Origin of the sequence: Flavobacterium nitrogenifigens, assembly GCF_003254565.1 — a bacterium.
Lineage (GTDB): Bacteria > Bacteroidota > Bacteroidia > Flavobacteriales > Flavobacteriaceae > Flavobacterium > Flavobacterium nitrogenifigens.
The window spans coordinates 75,841-98,986 of the sequence record NZ_QJRI01000166.1; the positions used below are offsets into that span (position 1 = coordinate 75,841).

Sequence of the window (23,146 nt, forward strand, 5' to 3'; positions counted from 1 at the left end):
ACATGAGCTATGTGTTAGAAATTAGTTTCTTTCAATTATCTTTTCCAAGAAATAAAAAACTATGTTTCTATGTGTTTAATTTTTTTTTATGCTCAAAGCTTTTTATTTAATGACTTTATAATATTTCAAACCTTCCAAAATTCCTTCTGAAGCCGAAGCTTTGGCTACATAAATACTTTTCGTTGTTTCGTAATCTGCCAGTTCTGCGCTTCGGTTTCCAACGATAATTCCTTTTATAGGACCTCTAAACATATCTACGTCATTTCCTGAATCTCCTGCAGCAATTACATTGCTTAACGGAATTGACCATTTTCGGCATAAAAACTTTATTGCATTTCCTTTAGAAGCTCTTTTCGGAATAAAGTCTAAAAACTGCCCATGACTCGGAATAATATTGACTTTATACCAGCCTGTTTCTAAAGCGGTAATTAGTTCATCATGATTGTAGTGTTCTTTATCATAATAATATGAGATTTTAAAAGGGTTTTGAGCTTCTTCTTCCTGAATTTTTATCCATTTAATGGCTTTTAATCTGTTTACGATATCCTCTCTTTTCCATCGTCCAGCAAGGAATTTTGCCCAGCCTTTGTCCAAAATATAATCCTTTCCGTTGGTGTAATAAATTTCGGTTCCAACAGAACAAATAATAAAGTCGGGTAGGGGAAATTCTTCTTCGTCAATTACTTTTTTTACTAAATCCAAATTTCGCCCAGAAGCCATTGCAAAAGCCATTTTTTCGGTTCGGTTGGTCAAATGCGCTTTTAATTCTTTCAGACCTGGATTGGCCAATTTGGGTTCAATTAATGTTCCGTCAATATCAGAAACCAATAAGTGATCAATTTTTCGTTTCAATCGGCTGATATTGATATTGGGATAATGCTGTTTTTTGATTCCAGTTGAGGAAACTGATAAATTTTCATTGATTAAATCGACGTATTGATTGACGTGACTGACCCAACTATAATATTTCTGGATATTAATGGCACCATTATTTGAGTAATATTTCCATTGATTTTCATCGGTTAAAATATTTCGAAGTGCTTTTTTGATCTGACTTTCTTCTTGCGGATTTACCAATTCTCCGTTTTGGCAAACAGGAATAATCTCTGAAGGTCCGCCGTTTTTCGTCACTACAACAGGAAGCCCAGAACTAGCCGATTCGATAACGGTCAAGCCGAAATTTTCATGCAATGCTAGATTCACAAAAACGCCTCTTTTTTCTGCTGCATAACGATAAATGATCGAAACTTCATTTTCTACATCATGCTTTTTCGGAATGGCCATTTTTCCGTACAAATCATATTTGTCCATTAAAAGAAGCAAATCGGTTAAAACGTTCTTTTCAGATTCGGGCATTTTGGCAATGTCTTTTCGAATTCCAGCAAAAATGACCAGATTAGCAATGCTTTGGAGTTCTTTGTCTTTTCCGTAAACGTCAATTAAAGTGTTCAAGTTTTTATGGCGATCAGGTCTCGAAAGCGCCAGAATAATAGGCTTGTGGGGATTGGTAAGAAATTTAGAAATACTTTCTTGAACCCAATATTTTCGTTGTATTTCTTCCATGTTCTTCTCAGAATCGTTTTCTTGATAATAATAAGGAACAAATTTTCGAGTGTCAATTCCGGGAGAGATGGCGTGGTATTTACCTAGTTCGAAGTTTTTGTAGGCTTTGTAGGTTTCAATTTCCTGTTCGGTCGAGGTGACAATAAATTCAGCGAGTTCTAAGGTTCGCTCTTCAGCAGAAATTCTGGTTTTAAACTTGAATTTTTTCTCAAGTTCTTCTTCGGTTTCTCCGCTTTCAATTAGTTTTTTCTTTTTATAAAATCCTAATGAATGTCCAGTATGAGCAAAAGGAATATTTAATACGGCAGATAATTCGGCTGCGGCATAACCGGCATCTGCATAATGGGAATGAATCCAATCGGGAAAAATATTATGTTGTTTGATGTGCTGCATCGTACCATTTACAAAAAGATCAAGACCTTCCCAAAGCTGTTCTTTGGCTTTGTACTTTTTTCCCAGAAACGGAATTCGTCTTATATCCAATTTATCATTAATAATTTCCACAGGCACTGCGTATTCGGGCGAAAGGGCAGGATCGTCTATTAATCTGGTAAAAAGATGAACGTGTTCTACATCTTCATGCTGCGATAAAAATTCGGCTAATTCGTATATGTATTTGGTCTGGCCTCCGTTGTCGGCATCTCGTCCTATTTCTAAACCTGAACCTTTCAAAAGTCCGTGAATATTGATAAGAGAAATTCGTAGTTTTTTCATCATTCTTCCTTAAATTATTTGAATTCACAAGTTACTGCGCCTATATTGATTAGGAAGAAATAATTACATTTTAAATTTACATAGTTCCCATGTTTGAGGAGTGATTTTGATGTTTTAACTATAAAAAGATTGTTTTTAAGCAAAGTGTTTATGAATTGCCTCCAGCTTTAGCGGAAGGCAATTCATAAACACTAACTTTCTATATTTTATAACAAAACCCGACAGGTTTTAAAAACCTGTCGGGTTTGACTATCCTATTTAAAGGAATATTAATTTTTATTAATTAAATTCTCAATATCAAATATTGAAATTTTAGGATTTCCACCAGCCGATCCTGCGACCAGAGCTCCAGTTGCACAGGCAAAATTTAGAGCAGCTTGTGGTTCTTTTCCGTTTAAAAGCGAAGTGACCAACGCACCTAAGAAAGAATCTCCAGCTCCAACAGTATCTTCAACTTTTATGGTATAGCCTTCATTTTCATAAAGATGTTTATCCCACAATAATAAAGCGCCATCTTTTCCTCTTGTAACACAAATTGCTGTGGCATTGGTTAAAGAGCAAATGAAGTTCATGTTTTCCTCTAAAGTGTGGTATGGGGAATCTAAAGCAGCACTGATTTCCATAATCTCTTCATCATTAAATTTGATGAAATTTGCAGACTGCATCAAGTGTTGCAGAGTTTCATAATCATAATGCGGTTTTCGAAGATTAACATCAAAAACTTTATAAGTATGGGTATGAAGCAATTCGTCTAAAGCTTCTCGAGAAACTTGGTCTCTACAAACCAAGCTTCCATAAATCAAAACATCTGAATTTACTACTAATTCTCTCGCTTCTTCATTAAGAATAATCTTGTCCCAAGCCGAAGGATAAAGAATTTCATAGCTAGCCGATTTGCTTTTGTCTAGCGTAACATGTACTAAACCAGTAGGGAAATAATCAGATTTTAGAATAGTATTGGTATTTAAGCCTAATTTGTTGACTTCATTTATAATAGCTTCTCCATCTGCATCATTTCCTACACAGCTAATCATATTTGAATCAACGCCAAGGGCTTTCATGCGAAGCGCAACATTCAAAGGTGCTCCTCCAATTTTTTTGTCGTTGCCAAAAATATCCCAAAGTACTTCTCCGAAAGCGACCGCTTTTAGTTTTTTGTCGTTGCTCATTTTAATTTTTCTTGTTTTTGAAACATTATATTAGATGATTAGTGTTTCATCAGATTCTATAAAAATAAAAAACAATAACGGCTTGTGCAACCTGTTTTTTATTTGAAATGTATTGATTAACTTATAAATAACTGAAAATTAACGTTTAAAAAAGCAAACCCAAACTCATTTTTAACTATCACTTTATGGAAAATTATAAAAGGAATTCTCTTCTATTTTCTGCCTTGAGCATTTAATGGAAGTTTAGGTTTAAGGTTTTTAATTATTTTTTAAGAAAGTTTTAATCTTTTGCTAAGAAGTCAGTTCTCGTTTATATATTTGTAACCAGTCTAAATAAGGATAAATTACAGATTTTATATGAAAACAATTTTCAAAACACTTAAAAACAATATTTTATGTCGAGTGTTTACTGCCTTTTTGATTCTTTTTTTATGTTCAGAAACGGCTTTTTCTCAATCAACTGTTGGTACAATTTCAGGTAAGGCTGTTGTTAAAGACGGAAATTATTTACAAGGGGCAACCGTTAAAATTTCAGAATTAAATAAAACTACCGTAACCGATTCTGATGGTACGTATCAATTAAAAAATATTCCTTTTGGAACTTATTTGGTTGAAATAAAATCAAACGGTTATGAGTCTTCTCCAGCTTCAGTTATTATCGATCAGAATAATACTGAAGTTAAACTTGATTTTGAACTGACTTATACTTCGCAAAAATTAGAAGAGGTAATTGTAAGTTCTGGAGGAAATAGATTTGCGAGAAAAGAAAGTGAAGAGGTTTCTAAAATGAAACTGAAAAACATGGAAAATCCGCAAGTTTATACTATTGTGAGCAAGGAATTAATGAAAGAGCAAGTTATTACAGATTATAACAGCGCTTTTAAAAACGTTCCAGGAGCTGGTATTGCTGAAGTGAGAAATCAAGGAAGAACAACCAATATTTCTAGAGGTTTTGCTACGCCACAATTGGTTAGAAACGGTGTTGGAAGTTTTACTTATAACTCAATTGATCCGTCAAATTTAGAGCGTATTGAGGTAATTAAAGGACCATCGGCAACTTTGTTTGGAAGCACGATTTCTTCTTTCGGAGGGTTGTTTAACAGAGTAACCAAAAAGCCATTTAATTTCTTTAAAGGCGAAGTTTCTTTTTCGGCAGGCGATTGGGATTTGAATCGTTTAACGGCTGATATTAACACGCCACTTAACGAAGATAAAACAGCTCTTTTCAGAATCAACACGGCTTTGCATAGCGAAAGAAGTTTTCAGGATGCGGGATTCAACAAAAGCTTTTTTATTGCGCCAAGTTTCTCTTATGAAGTAAACGAAAGATTGACGTTATTGATTGATGCTGAATTTAGCGCTTCAAAAGCAACTTCGCCAACACGATTGACGCCTTACACAAAAGCAGACGCTACAGCACATAGTATTGAAGAATTAGGAATTCCTTATAATCTTTCATTTGCTAATAATACTGTAAACTACACAGGTCAGCAATATAATATTTTTGCGCAATTGAAATATAAAATTTCAGACCAATGGACTTCACAAACTATCGTTTCACGTACAAGATCTTCATCTGAAGGATATGTTGTGGCTTTGACAATGTTAAGTAATGAAACATTGAGACAGCAAGTTACCAATCAGGATTATCCTTATTATGGAACTGATATTCAGCAAAACTTTAACGGAGATTTTAAAATTGGAAAATTACGCAATAGAGTAGTAGCAGGATTAGATTTTTACAGCCTTCGTGCCACACGTAATGATGCAATAGTAAACATGCCGGCACTTAATTTTAGAAAGCCTGGAGATGCTTACAACAATTTTACTCTAAATAAAATTGAACCTTTATTTGCAAATGCTACATACACTAATATGGTATCAAATAACGAAAGAACATATAGCGCTTATGTTTCTGATGTGTTAAATGTTACCGATAGATTATTGGTAATGGGAGGTGTTAGAGCCGATCGTTATATCAATAAAGGAGTATATTACCCGAGCCGAGATTCTATTGCTGGAAATTACAATCAAACGGCATTTTCTCCTAGATTTGGAGCAGTTTATCAAGTGGTTAAAGATAAAGTTTCAGTTTTCGGAAACTACATGAACGGATTCAACAATGTGGGAGGATCTGATTTTTACGGAAATACTTTCAAACCCAATCAGGCGAATCAGTTAGAAGGTGGAGTTAAATTTGACTTTAATAAAATCAGTGCGACTTTCAGTTATTATGATATAAAAGTAACCAATGTAACGCGTGACGATCCAGACCACGTAAACTTCCAGATTCAAGACGGAACGCAATTGAGTAAAGGTTTTGAAGCAGAATTGATTGCAAATCCAATTAAAGGTTTGAATATTGTGGCGGGTTATACGTATAATGATAGTGAATACACAAAAGCAAATCCGAGTATTAATGGTTTAAGACCTACAACTGCAGGTTCGCCAACAACTGCCAATCTTTGGGCAAGTTACAGATTAACCGAAGGAGCGGCTTCTGGTCTTGGATTTGGTTTTGGAGGAATTTATGGAAGTGAGTATTATCAAACGAATACTTCAACGTTTAAATTTACGATTCCTTCTTACACGGTTTTAGACGCTTCTGTTTTTTATGACAGGCCAAAATTTAGGTTAGGTTTAAAAGTAGATAATCTTACCAACGAAAAATATTGGTCATATCGTTTAGCGGCTCAAAACCCAACGAGAGTTACAGGAAATATTACCTTTAAATTCTAACAGTTACGATTCGTCAATTACGATGATATTATCTACATTTGGATTTTACTGCAAATTATGAGCAAAGGTTTTAAAAAGACTATCAGACAAATACATTTGTGGCTCGGTTTAGCATCGGGCCTCATTGTTTTTATAGTGAGTATTACGGGTTTTCTTTATGTTTTTGAAGAAGAAATTCGTGATTTTAGCAACAAAGAATATCTGCATGTTCCCGTTCAGGAAAAGCCATTTATAGGGTTAAAAACTATAATTGAAAACTATGAACGTCTTGAGCCTAAACAGAAAATAACGGCTTTAAAAATAGAAAAAGAAGAACCCAATGCGACAGTTCAAATTTCTACCAAAAAGAAAAAGGTTTATTATTTTAATCCGTACGACGGAACTTTAATCAATCAGCAAGGAGCAGACTGGCTAAATACTGTACTAGAAATACATCGCACTTTGTTGTTAGGAGAAGTTGGCGAATTTATTCAAGGCTGGTCGGTTGTGATTTTTATTGTTATGCTGATAACAGGATTAATTTTATGGTTTCCAAAACAGAGACGTCAGCTTAAGCAATCCTTAAAGATAAAATGGAGCGGTTCGTCTAAAAGAATCAATTTTGATCTGCATCAGGTTTTAGGATTTTATGCTTCAATTTTTCTGCTTTTAATTGCTTTTTCGGGAACGTATTTTAAATATGATGCGGTTAAAAAAGGAGTTAGTTTAGTAACGGGAAGCAAACTTAGAAAAGGTGACGAAGTGGTTTCTAACGCTAAAATAGATTCGACTACAATTCCTGTTCGTTATAATAATATCTACGAAAATGCAAATGCAAAATATCCAGGTGCAACTTCGGTTTCATTTTCAATTAGAAAAACAGGCGAACTTCGTTTAAGAATGACCTATCCGAATGATTGGGCTAGAAATCAAAACACGCTTTTCTTTGACGGAAAAACAGGGCAGATACTACGAACTAAATTATACAAAGACAATAACGCGGCAGATGTTTATGAAGCAAGTAATCACGATCTGCATACAGGAGTTTTCTTTGGACTTACAGGAAAAATAATCTGGAGCTTGGTCAGTTTGATTGGCGCTTCTTTGCCTATAACTGGATTTATTATTTGGTGGAAGAAAGGGAAGAAGTCTAAGAAGAAAAAAGTTAAAGCATAAAAAACATTTTATGTAAAATGTAAAAAGCGCAAAATTATATTTGCGCTTTTTGTTTTTGGATATATATTGCCGTGTTCCGTAGGAACATTTCGTTGGTAGAAACCGATGATTTTGTCATTAGTTTTACGTTCCGTAGGAACGTTTGGTTTTTATCATTTTTTATGGTGACGCATATCAAACGTTCCTACGGAACGTCAATATGGCTGTTGATTTTTTTTCTACCAACCAAACATTCCTACGGAATGATAACTTTGTTTTGAAATTATCTTTTTTGTTAAATCACCAATTAATTAACCATGTGCTTCAACAGAAACATCGTTCCATTTTTCCCAGCTTTCTAATCTTTGATCATAGCTTTGTTTTACAAACGGAAATGCCACTTTTCCAAGTAATAAACGTAAAGGCGGATTTTCATTTTCAACCAATTTTACCACTATTGGAGCAGTTGCTTCAACTTTTCCAAAAATGTTTTCCCTTTCAGCCAGAGCTTTTTTGATGTTATCATAGGCAGGAATACTTTCACTACTAATTCCGGTATGCCAGATGTTAGATTCATATCCGTTTGGTTCCAATAAAGTAACGTTGATTCCAAATTGTTTTACCTCAGATGCCAATGTTTCGCTTAAACCCTCAACAGCAAATTTAGAAGCGCTGTAAAGTCCCATTTCTGTTGGTAAAGTTGCCAATCCTAAAATGGAAGAAACTTGAATAATATGACCACTTTTTTGTTCTCTCATAATTGGTAGAACAGCTTGTGTTAACCATAATGTCCCGAAGAAATTGGTTTCAAACTGTTCTCTCGCTTCTTTTTCGCTAGCTTCCTCAACTGCACCTGTAAGAGCATAACCGGCATTGTTGATCAAAACATCAATTGTTCCAAAATGTTCTTTTACTGTTTGAACCACTTGTAAAGATTCCTCACGATCATTAACATCAAGTTTTAATGGTAAGATTGTACTTCCATATTTCTCTTTTAAATCGTTTAATGTTTCTAGATTTCTAGCTGTTGCAGCTACATTGTATCCTTTAGCTAAAAAGGCTTCTGTCCAAGCTCTTCCAAATCCTTTTGAAGCTCCTGTAATTAAAATTGTTTTTGACATGGTAATTGTTTTTATAATTAATTAATTAATTTTTTAAAATGACCAATCGGTCATTTTTAGGATAAAAAAAATTATATCAATTTTTCAGATATAATTTTTTTAAGCGTTTTTTCTATTGTTTTCATGTTTTCGTTATTGCCGGACACTCGAGACATTAAATGTCCGCCTTCAAGCATAGCAAAAAGTGTAATGGCAAATTCCGAAGCATTCCAGTCAGGAGTAAATTCTTTATTAGCAATTCCTTTTTCTATAATCGAATTTAAAAGTACCTGTCCTCGTTTGATGGCAGCGTTTACTTTTTCTTTCACAATCGGATTTGTATCGTCTGCTTCGGTTCCAAAATTTAGCAGAGGACATCCGCCAATTACTGGTGGATTTATCGGATTACTAAAAAATTCTATATAAGCAAAAAGCTGTTCTTTGGCACTTTTACCTTCTCTAAGTGCATTTTCAAGTTTAGAGCTTAGTATTTTCATGTTATGATCTACAGCAGCGCAGGCCAAAACATCTTTGTTTTCAAAATGAACGTACATACTTCCTTTTGACAATTTGGTTGCCTCCATAATATCGCTCATAGAAGTGGCTGCAATTCCTTTTGTGTTAAAAATAGGAGCGGCTTTTTCTATAATAAATTGTCTGGTTTCTTCACCTTTTGTCATGATAGATTGTATTTAACGATGCAAATATATGACCGATTGGTCATAAAAACAAATAAATAATGATTTTTTTATGTATTTGATTGTTTTTGAAAGAGATAAAACATCTTTGAACGTTTTAAATTTAACGGATTGCAACTATTTAAAGACTCAAGTTTTTTTTTAAACTTTTTGATTTTAAATTATATTTGGTTTAAAAATCAAAGGAAAATAATGATATGAAAATTAGACATGATAAATAAATATATTGTAATCTTAATTTTATTCGTTATTTGTTCTTGCTCAAACTTTAAAGAGCAATAAATTATTAATAATAATGAAAAGAAGATTATTTCACTACGGGATTCAACTTTCGTAATTGATTCTATCTGCATAAGAAAATTTGAGGATACCTACTTTTCGACTGCGTTAATAAATAAGTCAAAAGGATCTTCAGAATTAGATATGAATAGTTCAGACGAAGGTTACAAAATCTATAGTAACAAATTAAGTAAGATTACATGCAATGATGAAAATTTAGTTATTTTGGTTATAATTAGGAAAAGAGGAAACGTTACGAAGGTAACTGAAGATATTGCTTTGAATTTTGAAAAAAACGAATTTATTCAAGTAAGCTATGCTAAATATTTCCCATGTTCTAATCCAATAGATACTTTAGAAACGTCTTTTCCTGGTTGGAAATAGAAATAGCTTTTTCATTTATGATAGATAAATTGTATATTAATTCGCTCTATTTCTTTCCTCTTCATTTCCAAAATTTCTTTCTTTAGATTTTACATTTTGATTCCCGAATTTATAACTCAGAGCAATTCTAAAAGCTCTAGAATCATTGTAGTTTTTCATCGTGTTTTTAATGCCGTTTGAATAATAAGAAATTAAAGGTTTTTGCGCATTCAATAAATCCTCTCCAGTTAAAGTAATCGAAAGATTCTTTTTTAAGGCTAGAAATTTGACAGATATATCTAAAATATTCAAAGTAGAAATATTAAAAACCTGATAGCGTCCTGGCAATTGCAAACCATAATTTAAACCAAGAAAAAGAGTTTTAGATTGATTTACGGTAAAATCGTTATTGCTGTAAATATAACCGTTGTAACCATCTACAGAAGCAATTAAATTGGTTCTAGATTTTACATTTTGATAATTTAGATTAAATCCCATAAAGCTGTTCCACCAAGCATATTTATTGAAATTGTAGTATGTTGAAAGACCTATTTGGTAAGTGTCAGCATAGTTGATTGGCGTACTTTTCGTAATATTCGTTTCAGGATCAATAATGGCTAATTGTTGCCCGAAATTTGAAACCTGAGAAAAATAGATTGTATTTACCCATTTTTGATTTCTGATATAAGAAAACTCAAAATTGTCTATAATTGAAGGTTTCAAAAACGGATTTCCTTCAGAATAATAAAATGGACTGGTTCTAATGACAAACGGATTCAAATAATCAAAATCGGGTCTGCGGATTCTTCGGCTGTAGTTTAGCGAATAGGTATTATTGTCATTTGCATTGTAAGTCAAATAAGCTGTTGGAAACAATTTAATATAATTGTTTTTATTAGTTTGATTCAGATTTTCAGAATAACCTTCAGTTTGTGTGGCTTCGGCTCTTAAGCCAATTTGCGTTTCCCATTTCTCGTTCAATTTTTTGTTTGCAGAAAAATAGATTGCTTCATTGTATTCTTTGTAATTGAAAATATTTGAAGACTCAGTGTTCAAGATTGGAGTTCCAGTTTCGTTATCAAAAACGGTCAGATTGTTTTTGGTATTGGTGTAAAATCCTTTTCCGCCAAAGCTGATATTCGCCCAAGAATAAGGAATAGAAACATCAATTTTTGCTGAATAATTTTTCAATTGGTTTAAGTTAGAATTGATTGCTGCGAAATTAGTTTCTGGAATATTCTCTTTTTCATTATCCATTTCATTGCCCGAAAACACACGAGAATCGTCTTTTTGATAGTTGAAATAATCTAAATCTACAGTAATGTTTTTGCCTTCATTATTTAATGTAAAAACATTATTCCAATTTATAGAATTCATTTGAGGGCTGTTCTGTGCATTTACATGAGACAAAATATAAGAATTAATTTCGCCAGAAGTATTATAACGAGTAGTCAACGGATTATTTGCTGAAGTTCTGTCATTAAAGCTCCCTAAATATTTTATTCCAGAAGTCCATTTCTCCGTTAATTTATAGTCGGCACCAAAACCAATGCTCAATAAATTTGTTTTTGACTTAGTTGCAATATCTTGTTTCCAAAGTTCATTTGGATAATAAATTCTAGCATCAGAAGTGGTACGAAACTGATCTATTCCTTTATTAATAGAAGCTTGAAGTGATAATTTATTGTAATTGTAGATAAATAATCCGTTTATGTTTCCGCTTGCATAACTTCTTTGCACATACGTAGTTCCGAGATTTGCATTCCAAGAATTCGCCTTAGCTGTTTTCAATTTAATGTTAATTAAACCGCTGTTTCCTTCCGCTTCGTATTTTGCTGGAGGCGTTGTAATTACTTCGATGCTTTTTATGTTATCAGCAGGAATTGATCTAAGAAATGCAACGAGATCTTCCTGAGTCATTTTGTTCAAACGATCATCAATCATAACCAAAACTTCTCCTTTTCCAACAATAGAGATTGTTTCGTTTTGAACTCTAACCGTTGGTGTAGATTTTAAAGCATCCAAAGCAGTTCCGCCAGTTGCAACAACAGAATTTTCGACATTAAAAACCAGTCGATCGACTTTTTGCTCTACCAGTTTTTTTCTTGAATTAATGGTTACGCCGTCTAATTGCAGGAATTCTTTCACCTCAATTATTCCTAAATCAAGATCTTGATGTACGATTATTTCTTTGGCACAGAATTCAGTTCCAAATTGTTCTATAATTAACTTATAGTTCCCTTTTTCAGGATTTAAAGTAAAATTACCTAAACTATCAGTTGAAGCTTGTTGATATAATGTTTTGTCGGTTTTTAATAAAGTTGCTGTTGCAAATTCTAGCGGTGTTTTATTCTGATTGATGATTTTTCCTTTTATTGAGAATTGTTGTCCGAATATGTTGATTTGAAATAGAAATAGGATAGATACTAAAATGATTCTGTTCATGGTTTTGATTTTAATTACAGGACAAAACTGTTAGAATTAAAACCCAAAAGCCACTTTTATCGACAAACCCCTTCGATTAATCTGCAAACCCGTTAAAATGCTTTTTACTGAATGTATATCTTTGTTTTAAAAATATATCGAATGTATAAAGGAACTATAACCAAAAGGCTCGAATGTCTAATTCATATTATTTATTGGCTTTTAATTTCATATTTCACTTTCGTGAAAAATCCGATTGGAGCACGATTTTCTGTACCCGATCTATTTCTTTGTACTTATTTTATTGTTTTCATTATTACATTTTATTTCCATTATTTGATCGTAATGAAAGCCGTTTTCAAAGCTTTTAACTGGAAAAGACTTTTTGTTGGAGCTTTTGTTTCGTATCTCGTTTTTACTTTTCTAAGATTCTTTTTTGAGCAAATTATTACCAAATTTCTGTTTGATAGAGTAAATTATACCAACGTTAATTTTTTCAGTTATATGCTCGATAATTTGCATTATAGCAGTATGTCTATTATTTTGAGTTCTTTTCTTTGGTTTGTGATTTATTCGATTCGCCTTTTGGAATACAACAAGCTTATTCTAGAAGAAAATAAGAATACCGAAATCAAATTTTTGAAAGCGCAGATTAATCCACATTTTGTATTTAATACTTTAAATAATATTTACTCAATGGTTTATTTTCAATCAGATAAGTCATTGATTGCAATTGATAAATTGAGTCAGATTATGCGTTTTACGACTTACGAATCGCAGAAAGAAAAGATCAAACTTTCAGATGAAGTTGATTATATAAAAGCGTATATTGAACTCGAGCAATTGCGTCATCAAGACAATGTTCGAATTGATTTTAATGTGGAAATTGAAAATCAGTTCGAAGAAATTCCGCCATACATTTTGTCTCCTTTGGTAGAAAATGCTTTAAAACATGGAGAAGTTTCAGACTCAGAACCAATAGAAATTCAGCTAAAAGTTTCTTCTGAAAAATTGATTTTTAAAGTGAAGAATAAAATCGGAACGCAGAAAAAAGATAGTTTGGGCGGAATTGGTTTAGATAATTTGCAAAAGCGTTTACAGATTCATTATCCCGAAAAACACCAAATTAAAATTACTAAAGAAGAAAACCATTTTACAGCCGAACTTGAAATAGATTTAAAATGAATAAAAAAATAAACTGCATTATTCTGGATGACGAACCTTTTGCCGTAAAACTAATTGCCGATTATGCTTCTAAAATTTCGAGATTGAATGTTTTATATGCTGATAGTGATGTTTTTAAAGCAATTGAAGTTTTAAATTCAGAATCGGTCGATTTGATTTTTATTGATATTCAAATGCCGCAATTAACAGGAATTGAATTGATGCAGATGTTCAATCAGAAATATAATTTTATCATTACTTCGGCTTATCCGCAGTATGCTTTGGAAGCTTTTCAGTTTCATGTGATTGATTATTTGTTGAAACCCATTACGTTTAATCGATTCTATCAAAGTGTCGAGAAATTTATTCGTTGGCAAGAAACTTTTCAAGTTCCAGAAAAAACAGGAGATGATTATCTATTCGTAAAAGCGGACCGTAAGCATTATAAAATTGCTCTAAATGATATTTTATATATTGAAGGATTACGAGATTATATTCGCATTCATACCAATGATGAAAAAATTATGGCTTTAGAAAATATGAAAGATATTCTGGAGAAACTTCCATCAAATCAATTTATTAGAATTCATCGTTCGTATATTATTCCAAAAGATAAAATTAAAGTAATTGATGGAAATCAGATTGTAATGAAAAGCGGAAATGCTTTGCCAATAGGGGAAACGTATAGGAAATTGGTTAGTGAGTGGTTGGTTTAAATATAGTAATGCTTAGATAGATTAATTATGAAATGGCATATTATTATTTTAATTTTCTTGCTATTTTCTTGTGATAAGAAGAACAGCAATAATAAAGTTGTAATTTCAGACGATAATTCAGCTAGTTATTTTCGAAGAAAACTCGAGAATAAAAAACTTATGGATAGTTTGGATTATCTTGTTATGAGTAAGGGAGATACTTTGGCTTACAATGAATTAAAAGCTATCCATTATATTGGAGAACACAAATTTACAGGTTTCTTGTATTACGCCTTAATAATGTCAAACAAGTATAATTATAAAGTGGCTTCTTTTGATGTTTATGATATTTTAACTACTAATGAGAAATATTTAGATAAAGAAACAAGAAGAATGGCAGATGAATATTTGCTAAAAAGTAAACAGCATAATTTAAATCCAACTATAACGAAGCGCTGATCTCCCAATTTAATTCGTGAACATAAATTTAAGTACGGGCGTAACACTCAAACAAGGATATCTAAATCTGATATAATATCCGCGACTATCTTTTTATTTCTAGCATGACACTTGTAATTTGTTGTTTATAAATGTTTTAAGTATAATGTATTCTTTTTTTGATTAAATTTATCTAAAAAAGAGAATGTAATATGGTTACAGCTATACTTAGAGAACATCCTGAACTGGCACTTTTTTTATGCTTGTCTCTTGGATTCTTAATCGGGCGCATTAAAATTGGGACATTTAAAATTGGGGTAGTATTAGGGACTTTATTTGCTGGAGTGCTAATTGGCCAATTGGATATTAAAATTCCTGGTATTGTAAAAACTATTTTTTTTGATTTTTTTCTGTTTTCTACAGGATATAAAGTTGGCCCCCAGTTTTTTCAAGGTTTTAAAAAGAATGCCTTTCCGCAATTACTGCTTACTTTGGTGATTTGCTTATCATGCCTTTTAGTAGCATATTCGGTCTCTACTTTTTTAGGTTATGACATAGGAACGGCGGCAGGATTGTTAGCCGGTGCGTTTTCTGAATCAACTGTGATTGGTACCGCTTCAGATGCTATCAGCCACTTAAATCTTGCTGATGCAGAAAAAACCAGATTAATCAATAATATTCCCGTAGCCTATTCTGTAACATATCTCGTAGGAGCAGCATCTTTTGTTTTTTTTCTGACTGGAATTGCTCCAAAATTGCTTGGCATTGATTTAGTTGAAGAAAGTAATAAACTGGCAGAAACCATTTCGGGTGAAACTGAATATGGACCAGGAATGAAAAGTGCCTATCAGAGATGGATTATTCGGGCGTATAGAATAACCAATGAGAAATGGATTGGGATCAGCATAAGCGAGTTTGAGAGATTAATTTCCAACAAGAATATTGTTATCCAAAGGATACGCCATAAGCATCAATTGTTAGACCCAAAACCTGATACTATTATCTATAAAGATGATGTTCTAGTTATTATGGGACAGCATGGAATCATTTTAGACAGTCTCTTTTCTATTGGACCCGAAATCTTAGATGAAGAATTGTTAAATTTCCCCTTAGCACATTTAGATGTTACAATCACTAATAAAGCAATTGAAGGAATAACAGTAAAATCACTTCGAAAAAGCAGTTTTTACCATGGACTAATGCTAAACAAAATAACGAGAGAGAATCACGAGATACCGCTAGAGTCGAGAACGGTTTTAAATAGGGGTGATATTTTGAATCTTTCAGGCCGACCTGCGAAATTGGAAGAAGCAGCAAAAGAGATAGGTTACTTGGATCGTTTAACTCCGGAGACAGATATCATTTTTGTCGGTTTAGGTATTGTTCTTGGCGGACTTTTAGGTTTGCTTTCGGTAACTTTATTTGGAGTTTCAGTAACATTAACAACAAGCGGGGGCGCGTTGGTAATGGGACTAATCTTTGGGTGGTTGCATTCTAGAACTCCAGTTTTTGGAAGAATTCCAGAACCCGCCTTGTGGATATTTGACAATGTAGGTCTTGCAGCTTTTATCGGACTTGTCGGTCTAGCTGCTGGCCCAAGTTTTATCTCAGGTCTTAAAGAAACCGGTTTTGGTATTTTGCTTGCTGGTGTAGCTGTTGCCTTAATTCCTCATATCATCGGAATGTATTTTGGAAGATATATATTAAAAATAAACCCCCTAATATTACTTGGCGCGCAAACAGGTGCAGGTACCTCAACAATCGGATTAAAAGCTGTTCAAGATGCATCAGGGAGCAAGTTTCCTGTTTTAGGCTACACTATTCCGTACGCATTGGCTAATATATTATTGACTGCTTTTGGGCCAATTCTTGTAGGTATGATGTCTTAATTAATAAGCTGTAAAGTTAAAACGCAATCTCAAAAAAATCGAGATTGCGTTTGCATTAAAAATCAGTTAGTTTGAGTTAATTAAATTCCGCCATAACGCAACGTTGATCCCAAAATTAGCATTGTAACACCAATTGAAGTAACCGTTAATATAATGACAGCCATTTTATTGATATTATTAGGTTTAAGATTTGGAATAATAAAAAATTGTGCACAAACTGCACAAAAGAATGTACAGAAAAGTAAAATCAGTTTTATGGAAACTACTTTTTCAAATCCGCTCGAAAAATGAAACCAGGTTTCTGCTGTTACGCCAAAATCATAAGCCATCCAGATTCCGGTTATAATGAGTAAAGCGAGAGAAGACATGCCAAGTTTTTCATACTTCTTTTCAAAGTTTAGAATGATCTGCGGATCTTTTTTCTTCAACGCTGTCGGAAGGTAACAAATAGCTAAAAGCAAATGACCCCCAACCCAGATTGTGGCTGCCAAAAGATGAAGTATTAGTACAAAATGATGCAAAGTCATAACGTGTTCATTTTGAGTTATCAATCTCTAAAAATAACTTTTATTTTTGGAGTAGAGAAGTTTTTAAGTTGTATTTCTTTGTTCGAATTGTCTAGTTTTGAAAGTGTTGGCACATTATTCATAAAGTGTTGCACATAATAATTTCCTTCAAAATGCTTAGATTCAAGATATTTTATCATACTCACAAATTCATTCTCTGTAATTAAAGAAGAATGAAAAGTAGTGCGAACTTCAAACGGAATATTAGATTGAATTAAAAGAGAAAGGCTTTCTTCAAATTCAGAAAATAAGCCTGATTGCGTTAGTTTTGTAAAGGTATGAGGAAGACTTTTATAATCTAACGCGACATAATCAATTAATTGATCATGAATCAGGCTATTCAATATTTTAGGGTTGGAACCGTTGGTATCTATTTTAACCGCAAATCCCATTGTTTTGATTTCTTTTATAAAATCAATTATTTTTTTGTGTAGAGTACATTCGCCACCGCTTAATACTACCCCATCTAATAATCCTTTTCGGGTTCTAAGGAACGAAAGAACAGAATCAAAATCTATTTTTCCTTTTCCTAAAACAATATCAGGATTGTAGCAGTATAAACACCGCATGTTACAGCCTGCAAACCACACAATGCAGGCCGTTTTATGCGGATAATCTAATAAAGTAAAAGGCGTGAGGCTAAATATTCCTTTAATAGATAATGGTTTCTTCGAAATGTGTACGCTGTTGGTGTTCACCTTTTTTTCCAATATTAAAACTTTCTACAGGTCTGTGATATCCCATTACACGTGTGTAAACCAAACATTTGCTTCTTTGGGATTTGTTCTCTTCTAGAATTTTATGCGTTTTCGTTTTCATAAGCCAAGTGTTTTTGATTGTTTTTATTGAGTAAAATTTCGTCGCATTTTGGGCAATATTCATGTTCACCGTTTAAGTAGCCATGAATAGGGCAAATGCTGAAAATTGGTGTTACGGTTATATAAGGCAGTTTAAAATTGGTTAAAACTTTTTTCACGAAGTTTTTACAGGCTTCTGGACTGCTGATTTTTTCTCTCATATAAAGATGCAAAACTGTACCGCCAGTATATTTGCATTGCAATTCATCTTGAAGCAATAAAGCTTCAAAAGGATCATCGGTATGATCGACCGGGATTTGTGAACTATTGGTATAGTAAATATTCTCGTTTTGTCCTGCTTGTAAAATCTCTGGAAAGCGTTTTTTATCTTCTTTTGCAAAACGATACGTTGTTCCTTCTGCTGGAGTTGCTTCTAGATTGTAAAGATTTCCAGTTTCTTCCTGAAATTCTTTCATTCGCAGTCTAATATGATCGAGAATTTCTGTTGCAAAATGAATTCCTGAAGTGTCGGTTATATTTTGTTTTCCTTCAGAAAAATTCACAACCATTTCATTCATTCCGTTTACGCCAATGGTAGAAAAGTGATTTCTAAAATGCTTCAAATAACGCTGTGTATACGGATAAAGTCCGCGGTCGTACATTTGCTGGATAAAGATTCTTTTCTTTTCTAAAGTTGATTTTGCGATTTGAAGCAATTCGTCCAAATGTTCGAACAAACTAATTATGTTTCCTTTATGAAGATAGCCTAAACGCGCCATATTGATAGTTACTACGCCAATGCTACCCGTCATTTCGGCACTTCCAAAAAGACCATTTCCACGTTTTAGCAATTCTCTTAAATCGAGCTGTAAACGGCAGCACATACTGCGTACCGCATTTGGTTTATAAGCATCTGGATTTTCGATTCGATTCCCGTTATCATCCAATAGATATTGGCTTCCAATAAAATTCTGGAAATAGGACGAACCAATTTTGGCTGTGTTTTCAAAAAGCAAATCGACATTTTCGCCATTCCAATCAAAATCCTCAGTGATGTTTACCGTTGGAATAGGGAATGTAAACGGCTGTCCGTTTGCATCGCCTTCGGTCATAATGGTGTAATAGGCTTTATTAATAAGATTCATTTCTTTTTGAAAATCAGCATATTTCAGATCTATCAGTTTTGAAACGCCTCTGTTTTTAGCTTCCAAAATCAGATTTTCATCAGTGACCTTTAAAAATAAATGTTCGTCATTTCTAGTCGGAATCTGTTCTTTTAGATCTTCTGGCACATTCCAATCCAGAGTAATATTTGTAAAAGGCGATTGTCCCCAGCGTGCCGGTACATTTAGATTGTAAACAAAACTTCTGATACCTTTTAGAACTTCATCATAAGAAAGTTGATCTTTAAAAACATAAGGTGCCAAATAAGTATCAAAAGAACTGAAAGCTTGAGCGCCTGCCCATTCGCTTTGCAAAATTCCTAAGAAATTAGCCATTTGGCCCAATGCTTCTCTAAAATGAGAAGGAGGTCTGCTCTCGACACGGCCACGCACGCCGTTAAAACCTTCATTTAACAGCACACGCAAGCTCCAACCAGCGCAGTATCCGGTAAGACAATCCAAATCATGGATGTGTATGTCGCCATTCCTATGAGCAGAACCTTCTTCTTTATTATATATTTTGTCAAGCCAATAATTGGCAATTACTTTTCCAGCGGTATTACTGACTAGTCCCGCATTTGAATACGAAATATTCGCATTAGCATTAATTCGCCAATCTGATTGGTTAATGTATTCTTCGACAGTTTGCGTACTGTCTATGTAAGTGGTGTCATCGTTTAAACCATTAATATGTTCTCGCTGTAATTTTCTCGTATGGCGATAAATTATAAACGAACGCATCGTCTGGAAATACCCGTTTTCAAAAAGCACTCTTTCTATGATGTCTTGAATTTCTTCTACAGGCCACGAATATTTTGCCTCAAGACCAGAAAGAACAGTTTTAAATATTCTCTTGTCTACAGGTTGACTGACGCTCTGAAAGGCTTTTTGAATGGCATCCTGAATTTTATAAGCTTCAAATGGCTTATAATCTCCGTTGCGTTTGATTACATATTTCTCCATGGTTTCGTTTTTATTTAGGACACTTTTTCAAATGTTTTTTCAAGTTCAATTGCTTTTGGAAACAGAATGTTGTTTTCCAAGTGCATATGCTTTTTTAAATCTTTGTCAAATTCTTCTAGCATCAGAAATGCCACTTTATAAGTGTTGCATGAGTCAGCAGGCGGTGTATAATTATTGGTTAATGCTGCAATTCTCTTAAAGCGTTGTCCTTCTGTAATATGATCATCTTTTAAGGTTGCAATTGGCGCTTCAATAGATAAAAAAGGCGGTGTTTCCAGCTCTGTACCTTTACTGTGTGCGGCTTTCATTTTTTTAATAAAAGGAAAAACAACCAACTCTTCTCTTTTCATATGAGCCGTGAGATCCAAATACGTTTTTGAAAAAATAGTATGAATTTCATGAAGCTCAGGATGAATCGCACCGTGAACACCGCATAATTTATTTAAATACTCCAAAATAACAGGAGACTTTTCTGTAACATATCGATGGTGGGTTTTAGTTATATAATCTGCAATCATATCTGCAGACCAGCTTTTATAATCAAAAGACTGATTGGCAGAACTGCTTCTTGCTTTTTCAATATGTTCAATAAGAACACTTTCTTCTATATCTCTTTTTTTGCAGACTTCTTCGATAGTTCGATATCCTTTGCAGCAAAAGTCAATATTGAATTTTGTAAAAATGGCCGCTGTTTTGAAATCATCTGTGACGATTTCACCAATGGTTGTTTTGCTTGTTAGTTTCATAATGGTTTTTGGGGTATAGATTAATTTTGGTTTCAGCATATTTTTTGATCTGCTGCAGCTTTACATTGTTTAATGATCAACAAAGAAGCCGCAATCATGTTCGAAAATTCGATAAACGGAATCGTAATTTCGTGTGCTTCTGTAAGCGAAACAGCATAATTATGAAGGTCTTTTATTTTTTGAAAAGCTAACTCAGCATCACGTTCTTCACTTGTGTAGAATGTGGTAACCAGTTTTTGCAATTCTTTTTTAAGTACTTCAAAAGCAAGGTAATCATCAGCATTATGAGCTTTTGGAAACTTCGGAATTAGTATTTGTGATGAAAAAATAAATTCGGCAATGGTTTTGTCTACATTCTCTGAAGCCTGATGTGCAAAGACCAGACCTTCAAGAAGCGAGTTAGATGCCAAACGGTTTTTTCCATGTAGACCTGTTCTAGCACATTCGCCAATAGCGTAGAGATTTTTAATAGTAGTGACACCGTTTTGATCCACTTTAATTCCGCCACATTGATAATGTGCTGCAGGTACAACAGGAATTAAATCTTTTTCAGGGTAGATTCCTAATTCGTTGCAATGTGCTGTGATGACTGGAAATTGATTTGCAAAAGCTTTCTGGTCTAGATGTCTACAGTCTAAATAAACATGATTTTTTCCGCTCAATTGAAGTTCTTTACTAATGGCACTTGAAACCATATCTCTTGTCGCCAATTCGCCTCGAATATCATATTTAAATAAAAATCTTTTTCCTTCATCATTTACAATATGAGCACCAAAACCCCTAACAGCTTCAGAAATTAAAAACAACGGATTCTCTTTTCCTGTAAATAATGCTGTTGGATGAAATTGAATGTATTGCATATCGACAATTTCTGCACCTGCGCGTGCTGCAATCGCCAATCCGTCTCCTGTTGCTATTTTCGGATTTGTTGTGTTTTCAAAAAGCTGACCGCATCCGCCTGTGCATAAAACAATTGTTCTTGCTCTAATGTATTTAATTCGGTTATGTTTTTTTTCAAAGAAAAATGCTCCGGTACAAGTAGTTTTAGCTTTTTTTGTTTCGGTATTTAAGTCAATGACCATATGATTTTCTAAAAGCTCAATATTGGGCATTTTCTTGATTATTTTGAGCAGTTTCTGCTCGATTTCCTGTCCGGAGCTATCTTTATGATGTAATATTCTATGTTGAGAATGCCCGCCTTCTAATCCTAAGTCCCATTGGCCTTTTTCATTTTTATCAAAAGAAGCTCCAATTTCGATTAATTCCTGAAGTCTTTCGGGAGCTTGTTTAATGACCATATTAACGACTTCTTTATCGCACAGGCCACCTCCAGAACGAAGGGTATCATGTATGTGTTTGTTAAAACTGTCTTTTATAAGGTCTGTCACTACAGCAATACCACCTTGAGCAAGCTGCGTATTGGTATTTTTGGCTGTTTCTTTCGTCATTATAACAATAGATAAGTCTGGACGTTTTTTTGCCGTTTTCATAGCAAAAAATAATCCTGAAATACCAGAACCGATGATCAATATATCTGTTTTAAGCATGTTATTTTGATTTAAGTTTATTGCGTTTTTATGATAATTCAAGCATTCTTCTAATAGGCTTTAGCGCTTCTGTTCTCAATTCTTCTGTAATCAGCATTTCTGGCCTTTCATTTTTAAGACACAAATACAATTTTTCTAGTGTATTCATTTTCATATAGGCACATTCACTGCAGGCACAGCTGTTGTCTTCTGTGGTAGGAGCCGGAATCAGCGTTTTATCAGGTACAGCTTTTGTAAGCTCATGCAGGATACCGGCTTCTGTGGCCACAATGAAAACGGCAGCAGGATCCGTTTTAATGAAATTAATAATTCCTGAAGTTGAGCCGATGTAATGTGCTGCTTTTAAAATATGGTCTTCAGATTCAGGGTGTGCTGCAATTTTTGCAGTTGGGTTGTTGCTGTATATTTCAATTAGTTTGTCTAATGAAAAGGCTTCATGCACTACACAAGAGCCTTTCCATAAGACCAGTTCACGTTTGGTTTCTTTCTCTAGATATTTGCCTAAATTTTCATCTGGAGCAAATATGATTTTTTGTTCTGCTGGTATAGATTCGATTATCTTTTTGGCATTTGCCGATGTGCAGACTAAATCGCTCATAGCTTTTATTTGGGCAGAACAATTGATGTAAGTAACCACAATATGATCGGGATGCTGTTCTTTGAATAATCTAAAATCTTCTGGAGGACAGCCATCAGCAAGCGAACAGCCAGCGTTCCAATCGGGTAGTACTACTTTTTTGTTTGGATTTAGAATTTTTGCTGTTTCTGCCATAAAGTGAACTCCCGCAAAAACGATAATATCAGCATTTGTATTTTGAGCTTTTTTTGCCAGTTCAAGACTATCTCCTATAAAATCTGCTATTTCCTGTATATCCTCATCTTGATAATAATGAGCCAGGATAACAGCATTTTTTTCCTTTTTCAATCGGAGTATTTCTTGTACTAAAAAGTTCTTGTTCATTTTTTCTTCTTTGAATTTTCGGCTTCGTTAACCT

The 23,146-nt window shown here is 33.7% G+C and carries 19 protein-coding genes; 7 read left to right on the forward strand and 12 right to left on the reverse strand.

Annotated features, from left to right (window positions below; genetic code table 11):
* Positions 1–102 precede the first annotated feature (102 nt).
* Positions 103–2,280, reverse strand: a complete 2,178-nt coding sequence (locus DM397_RS05625; RefSeq protein WP_111376594.1) for an HAD-IIB family hydrolase — start codon at positions 2,278–2,280, stop codon at positions 103–105.
* A 266-nt stretch (positions 2,281–2,546) separates the two neighbouring features.
* Positions 2,547–3,446, reverse strand: coding sequence for a carbohydrate kinase family protein (locus DM397_RS05630; protein ID WP_111376595.1), 900 nt, complete (start codon positions 3,444–3,446; stop codon positions 2,547–2,549).
* Between the two features lie 357 nt (positions 3,447–3,803).
* Between DM397_RS05630 and DM397_RS05635 the strand changes: the two genes are divergently transcribed.
* The gene (locus tag DM397_RS05635) at positions 3,804–6,185 is read left to right on the forward strand and encodes a TonB-dependent receptor (RefSeq protein WP_111376596.1); all 2,382 of its coding nucleotides are present in this window, start codon (positions 3,804–3,806) and stop codon (positions 6,183–6,185) included.
* A 57-nt stretch (positions 6,186–6,242) separates the two neighbouring features.
* Positions 6,243–7,340 carry a PepSY-associated TM helix domain-containing protein gene (locus DM397_RS05640; protein ID WP_239457802.1) on the forward strand — a complete coding sequence of 366 codons (1,098 nt, stop codon included), beginning with the start codon at positions 6,243–6,245 and terminating at the stop codon, positions 7,338–7,340.
* Between the two features lie 290 nt (positions 7,341–7,630).
* On the opposite strand, the gene DM397_RS05645 is transcribed toward DM397_RS05640, so the two are convergent.
* Positions 7,631–8,440 carry an SDR family NAD(P)-dependent oxidoreductase gene (locus DM397_RS05645; protein ID WP_111376597.1) on the reverse strand — a complete coding sequence of 270 codons (810 nt, stop codon included), beginning with the start codon at positions 8,438–8,440 and terminating at the stop codon, positions 7,631–7,633.
* 71 nt (positions 8,441–8,511) lie between these two features.
* Positions 8,512–9,099: a TetR/AcrR family transcriptional regulator gene (locus DM397_RS05650; protein WP_111376598.1), complete on the reverse strand. Its 588-nt coding sequence runs from the start codon at positions 9,097–9,099 to the stop codon at positions 8,512–8,514.
* Between the two features lie 441 nt (positions 9,100–9,540).
* Here DM397_RS05650 and DM397_RS05655 point away from each other — a divergent pair, with 441 nt between their 5' ends.
* Positions 9,541–9,780: a hypothetical protein gene (locus tag DM397_RS05655; RefSeq protein WP_111376599.1), complete on the forward strand. Its 240-nt coding sequence runs from the start codon at positions 9,541–9,543 to the stop codon at positions 9,778–9,780.
* 36 nt (positions 9,781–9,816) lie between these two features.
* Here the strand turns inward: DM397_RS05655 and DM397_RS05660 are convergent, their stop codons facing one another.
* Positions 9,817–12,204: a TonB-dependent receptor gene (locus DM397_RS05660; RefSeq protein WP_111376600.1), complete on the reverse strand. Its 2,388-nt coding sequence runs from the start codon at positions 12,202–12,204 to the stop codon at positions 9,817–9,819.
* A 141-nt stretch (positions 12,205–12,345) separates the two neighbouring features.
* Here DM397_RS05660 and DM397_RS05665 point away from each other — a divergent pair, with 141 nt between their 5' ends.
* From DM397_RS05665 to aspT, 4 genes are all read left to right on the forward strand, one after another.
* The gene (locus DM397_RS05665) at positions 12,346–13,368 is read left to right on the forward strand and encodes a sensor histidine kinase (RefSeq protein ID WP_111376624.1); all 1,023 of its coding nucleotides are present in this window, start codon (positions 12,346–12,348) and stop codon (positions 13,366–13,368) included.
* Positions 13,365–14,063 carry a LytR/AlgR family response regulator transcription factor gene (locus tag DM397_RS05670; protein WP_111376601.1) on the forward strand — a complete coding sequence of 233 codons (699 nt, stop codon included), beginning with the start codon at positions 13,365–13,367 and terminating at the stop codon, positions 14,061–14,063. The genes DM397_RS05665 and DM397_RS05670 overlap by 4 nt, the downstream gene beginning before the upstream one ends.
* 27 nt (positions 14,064–14,090) lie before the next feature.
* Complete coding sequence (locus DM397_RS05675) at positions 14,091–14,501, forward strand: hypothetical protein (RefSeq protein WP_111376602.1); 411 nt, start codon at positions 14,091–14,093, stop codon at positions 14,499–14,501.
* Between the two features lie 191 nt (positions 14,502–14,692).
* Complete coding sequence (aspT, locus tag DM397_RS05680; protein WP_111376603.1) at positions 14,693–16,369, forward strand: aspartate-alanine antiporter; 1,677 nt, start codon at positions 14,693–14,695, stop codon at positions 16,367–16,369.
* Positions 16,370–16,449: 80 nt separating this feature from the next.
* On the opposite strand, the gene DM397_RS05685 is transcribed toward aspT, so the two are convergent.
* Genes DM397_RS05685 through nadA form a run of 7 tightly spaced genes read right to left on the reverse strand, consistent with a single transcriptional unit; the run spans position 16,450 to position 23,112 of the window.
* A complete protein-coding gene (locus DM397_RS05685) occupies positions 16,450–16,896 on the reverse strand; it encodes a copper resistance protein CopD (protein ID WP_111376604.1) in 447 nt (148 codons plus the stop codon).
* 20 nt (positions 16,897–16,916) lie between these two features.
* Positions 16,917–17,633 carry an anaerobic ribonucleoside-triphosphate reductase activating protein gene (locus DM397_RS05690; protein ID WP_239457803.1) on the reverse strand — a complete coding sequence of 239 codons (717 nt, stop codon included), beginning with the start codon at positions 17,631–17,633 and terminating at the stop codon, positions 16,917–16,919.
* Complete coding sequence (gene nrdD / locus DM397_RS24090; RefSeq protein ID WP_185957096.1) at positions 17,587–17,754, reverse strand: anaerobic ribonucleoside-triphosphate reductase; 168 nt, start codon at positions 17,752–17,754, stop codon at positions 17,587–17,589. Before nrdD ends, DM397_RS05690 begins: the two co-directional genes overlap by 47 nt.
* Positions 17,735–19,858, reverse strand: a complete 2,124-nt coding sequence (locus tag DM397_RS05700; RefSeq protein WP_111376605.1) for a ribonucleoside triphosphate reductase — start codon at positions 19,856–19,858, stop codon at positions 17,735–17,737. The genes nrdD and DM397_RS05700 overlap by 20 nt, the downstream gene beginning before the upstream one ends.
* Before the next feature lie 14 nt (positions 19,859–19,872).
* On the reverse strand, positions 19,873–20,604 hold the full coding sequence (ric, locus tag DM397_RS05705) for an iron-sulfur cluster repair di-iron protein (RefSeq protein ID WP_111376627.1): 732 nt from the start codon (positions 20,602–20,604) through the stop codon (positions 19,873–19,875).
* A 32-nt stretch (positions 20,605–20,636) separates the two neighbouring features.
* Positions 20,637–22,151 carry an L-aspartate oxidase gene (gene nadB / locus DM397_RS05710; RefSeq protein ID WP_111376628.1) on the reverse strand — a complete coding sequence of 505 codons (1,515 nt, stop codon included), beginning with the start codon at positions 22,149–22,151 and terminating at the stop codon, positions 20,637–20,639.
* Between the two features lie 28 nt (positions 22,152–22,179).
* Complete coding sequence (gene nadA, locus DM397_RS05715) at positions 22,180–23,112, reverse strand: quinolinate synthase NadA (RefSeq protein WP_111376606.1); 933 nt, start codon at positions 23,110–23,112, stop codon at positions 22,180–22,182.
* Between the last annotated feature and the right edge of the window lie 34 nt (positions 23,113–23,146).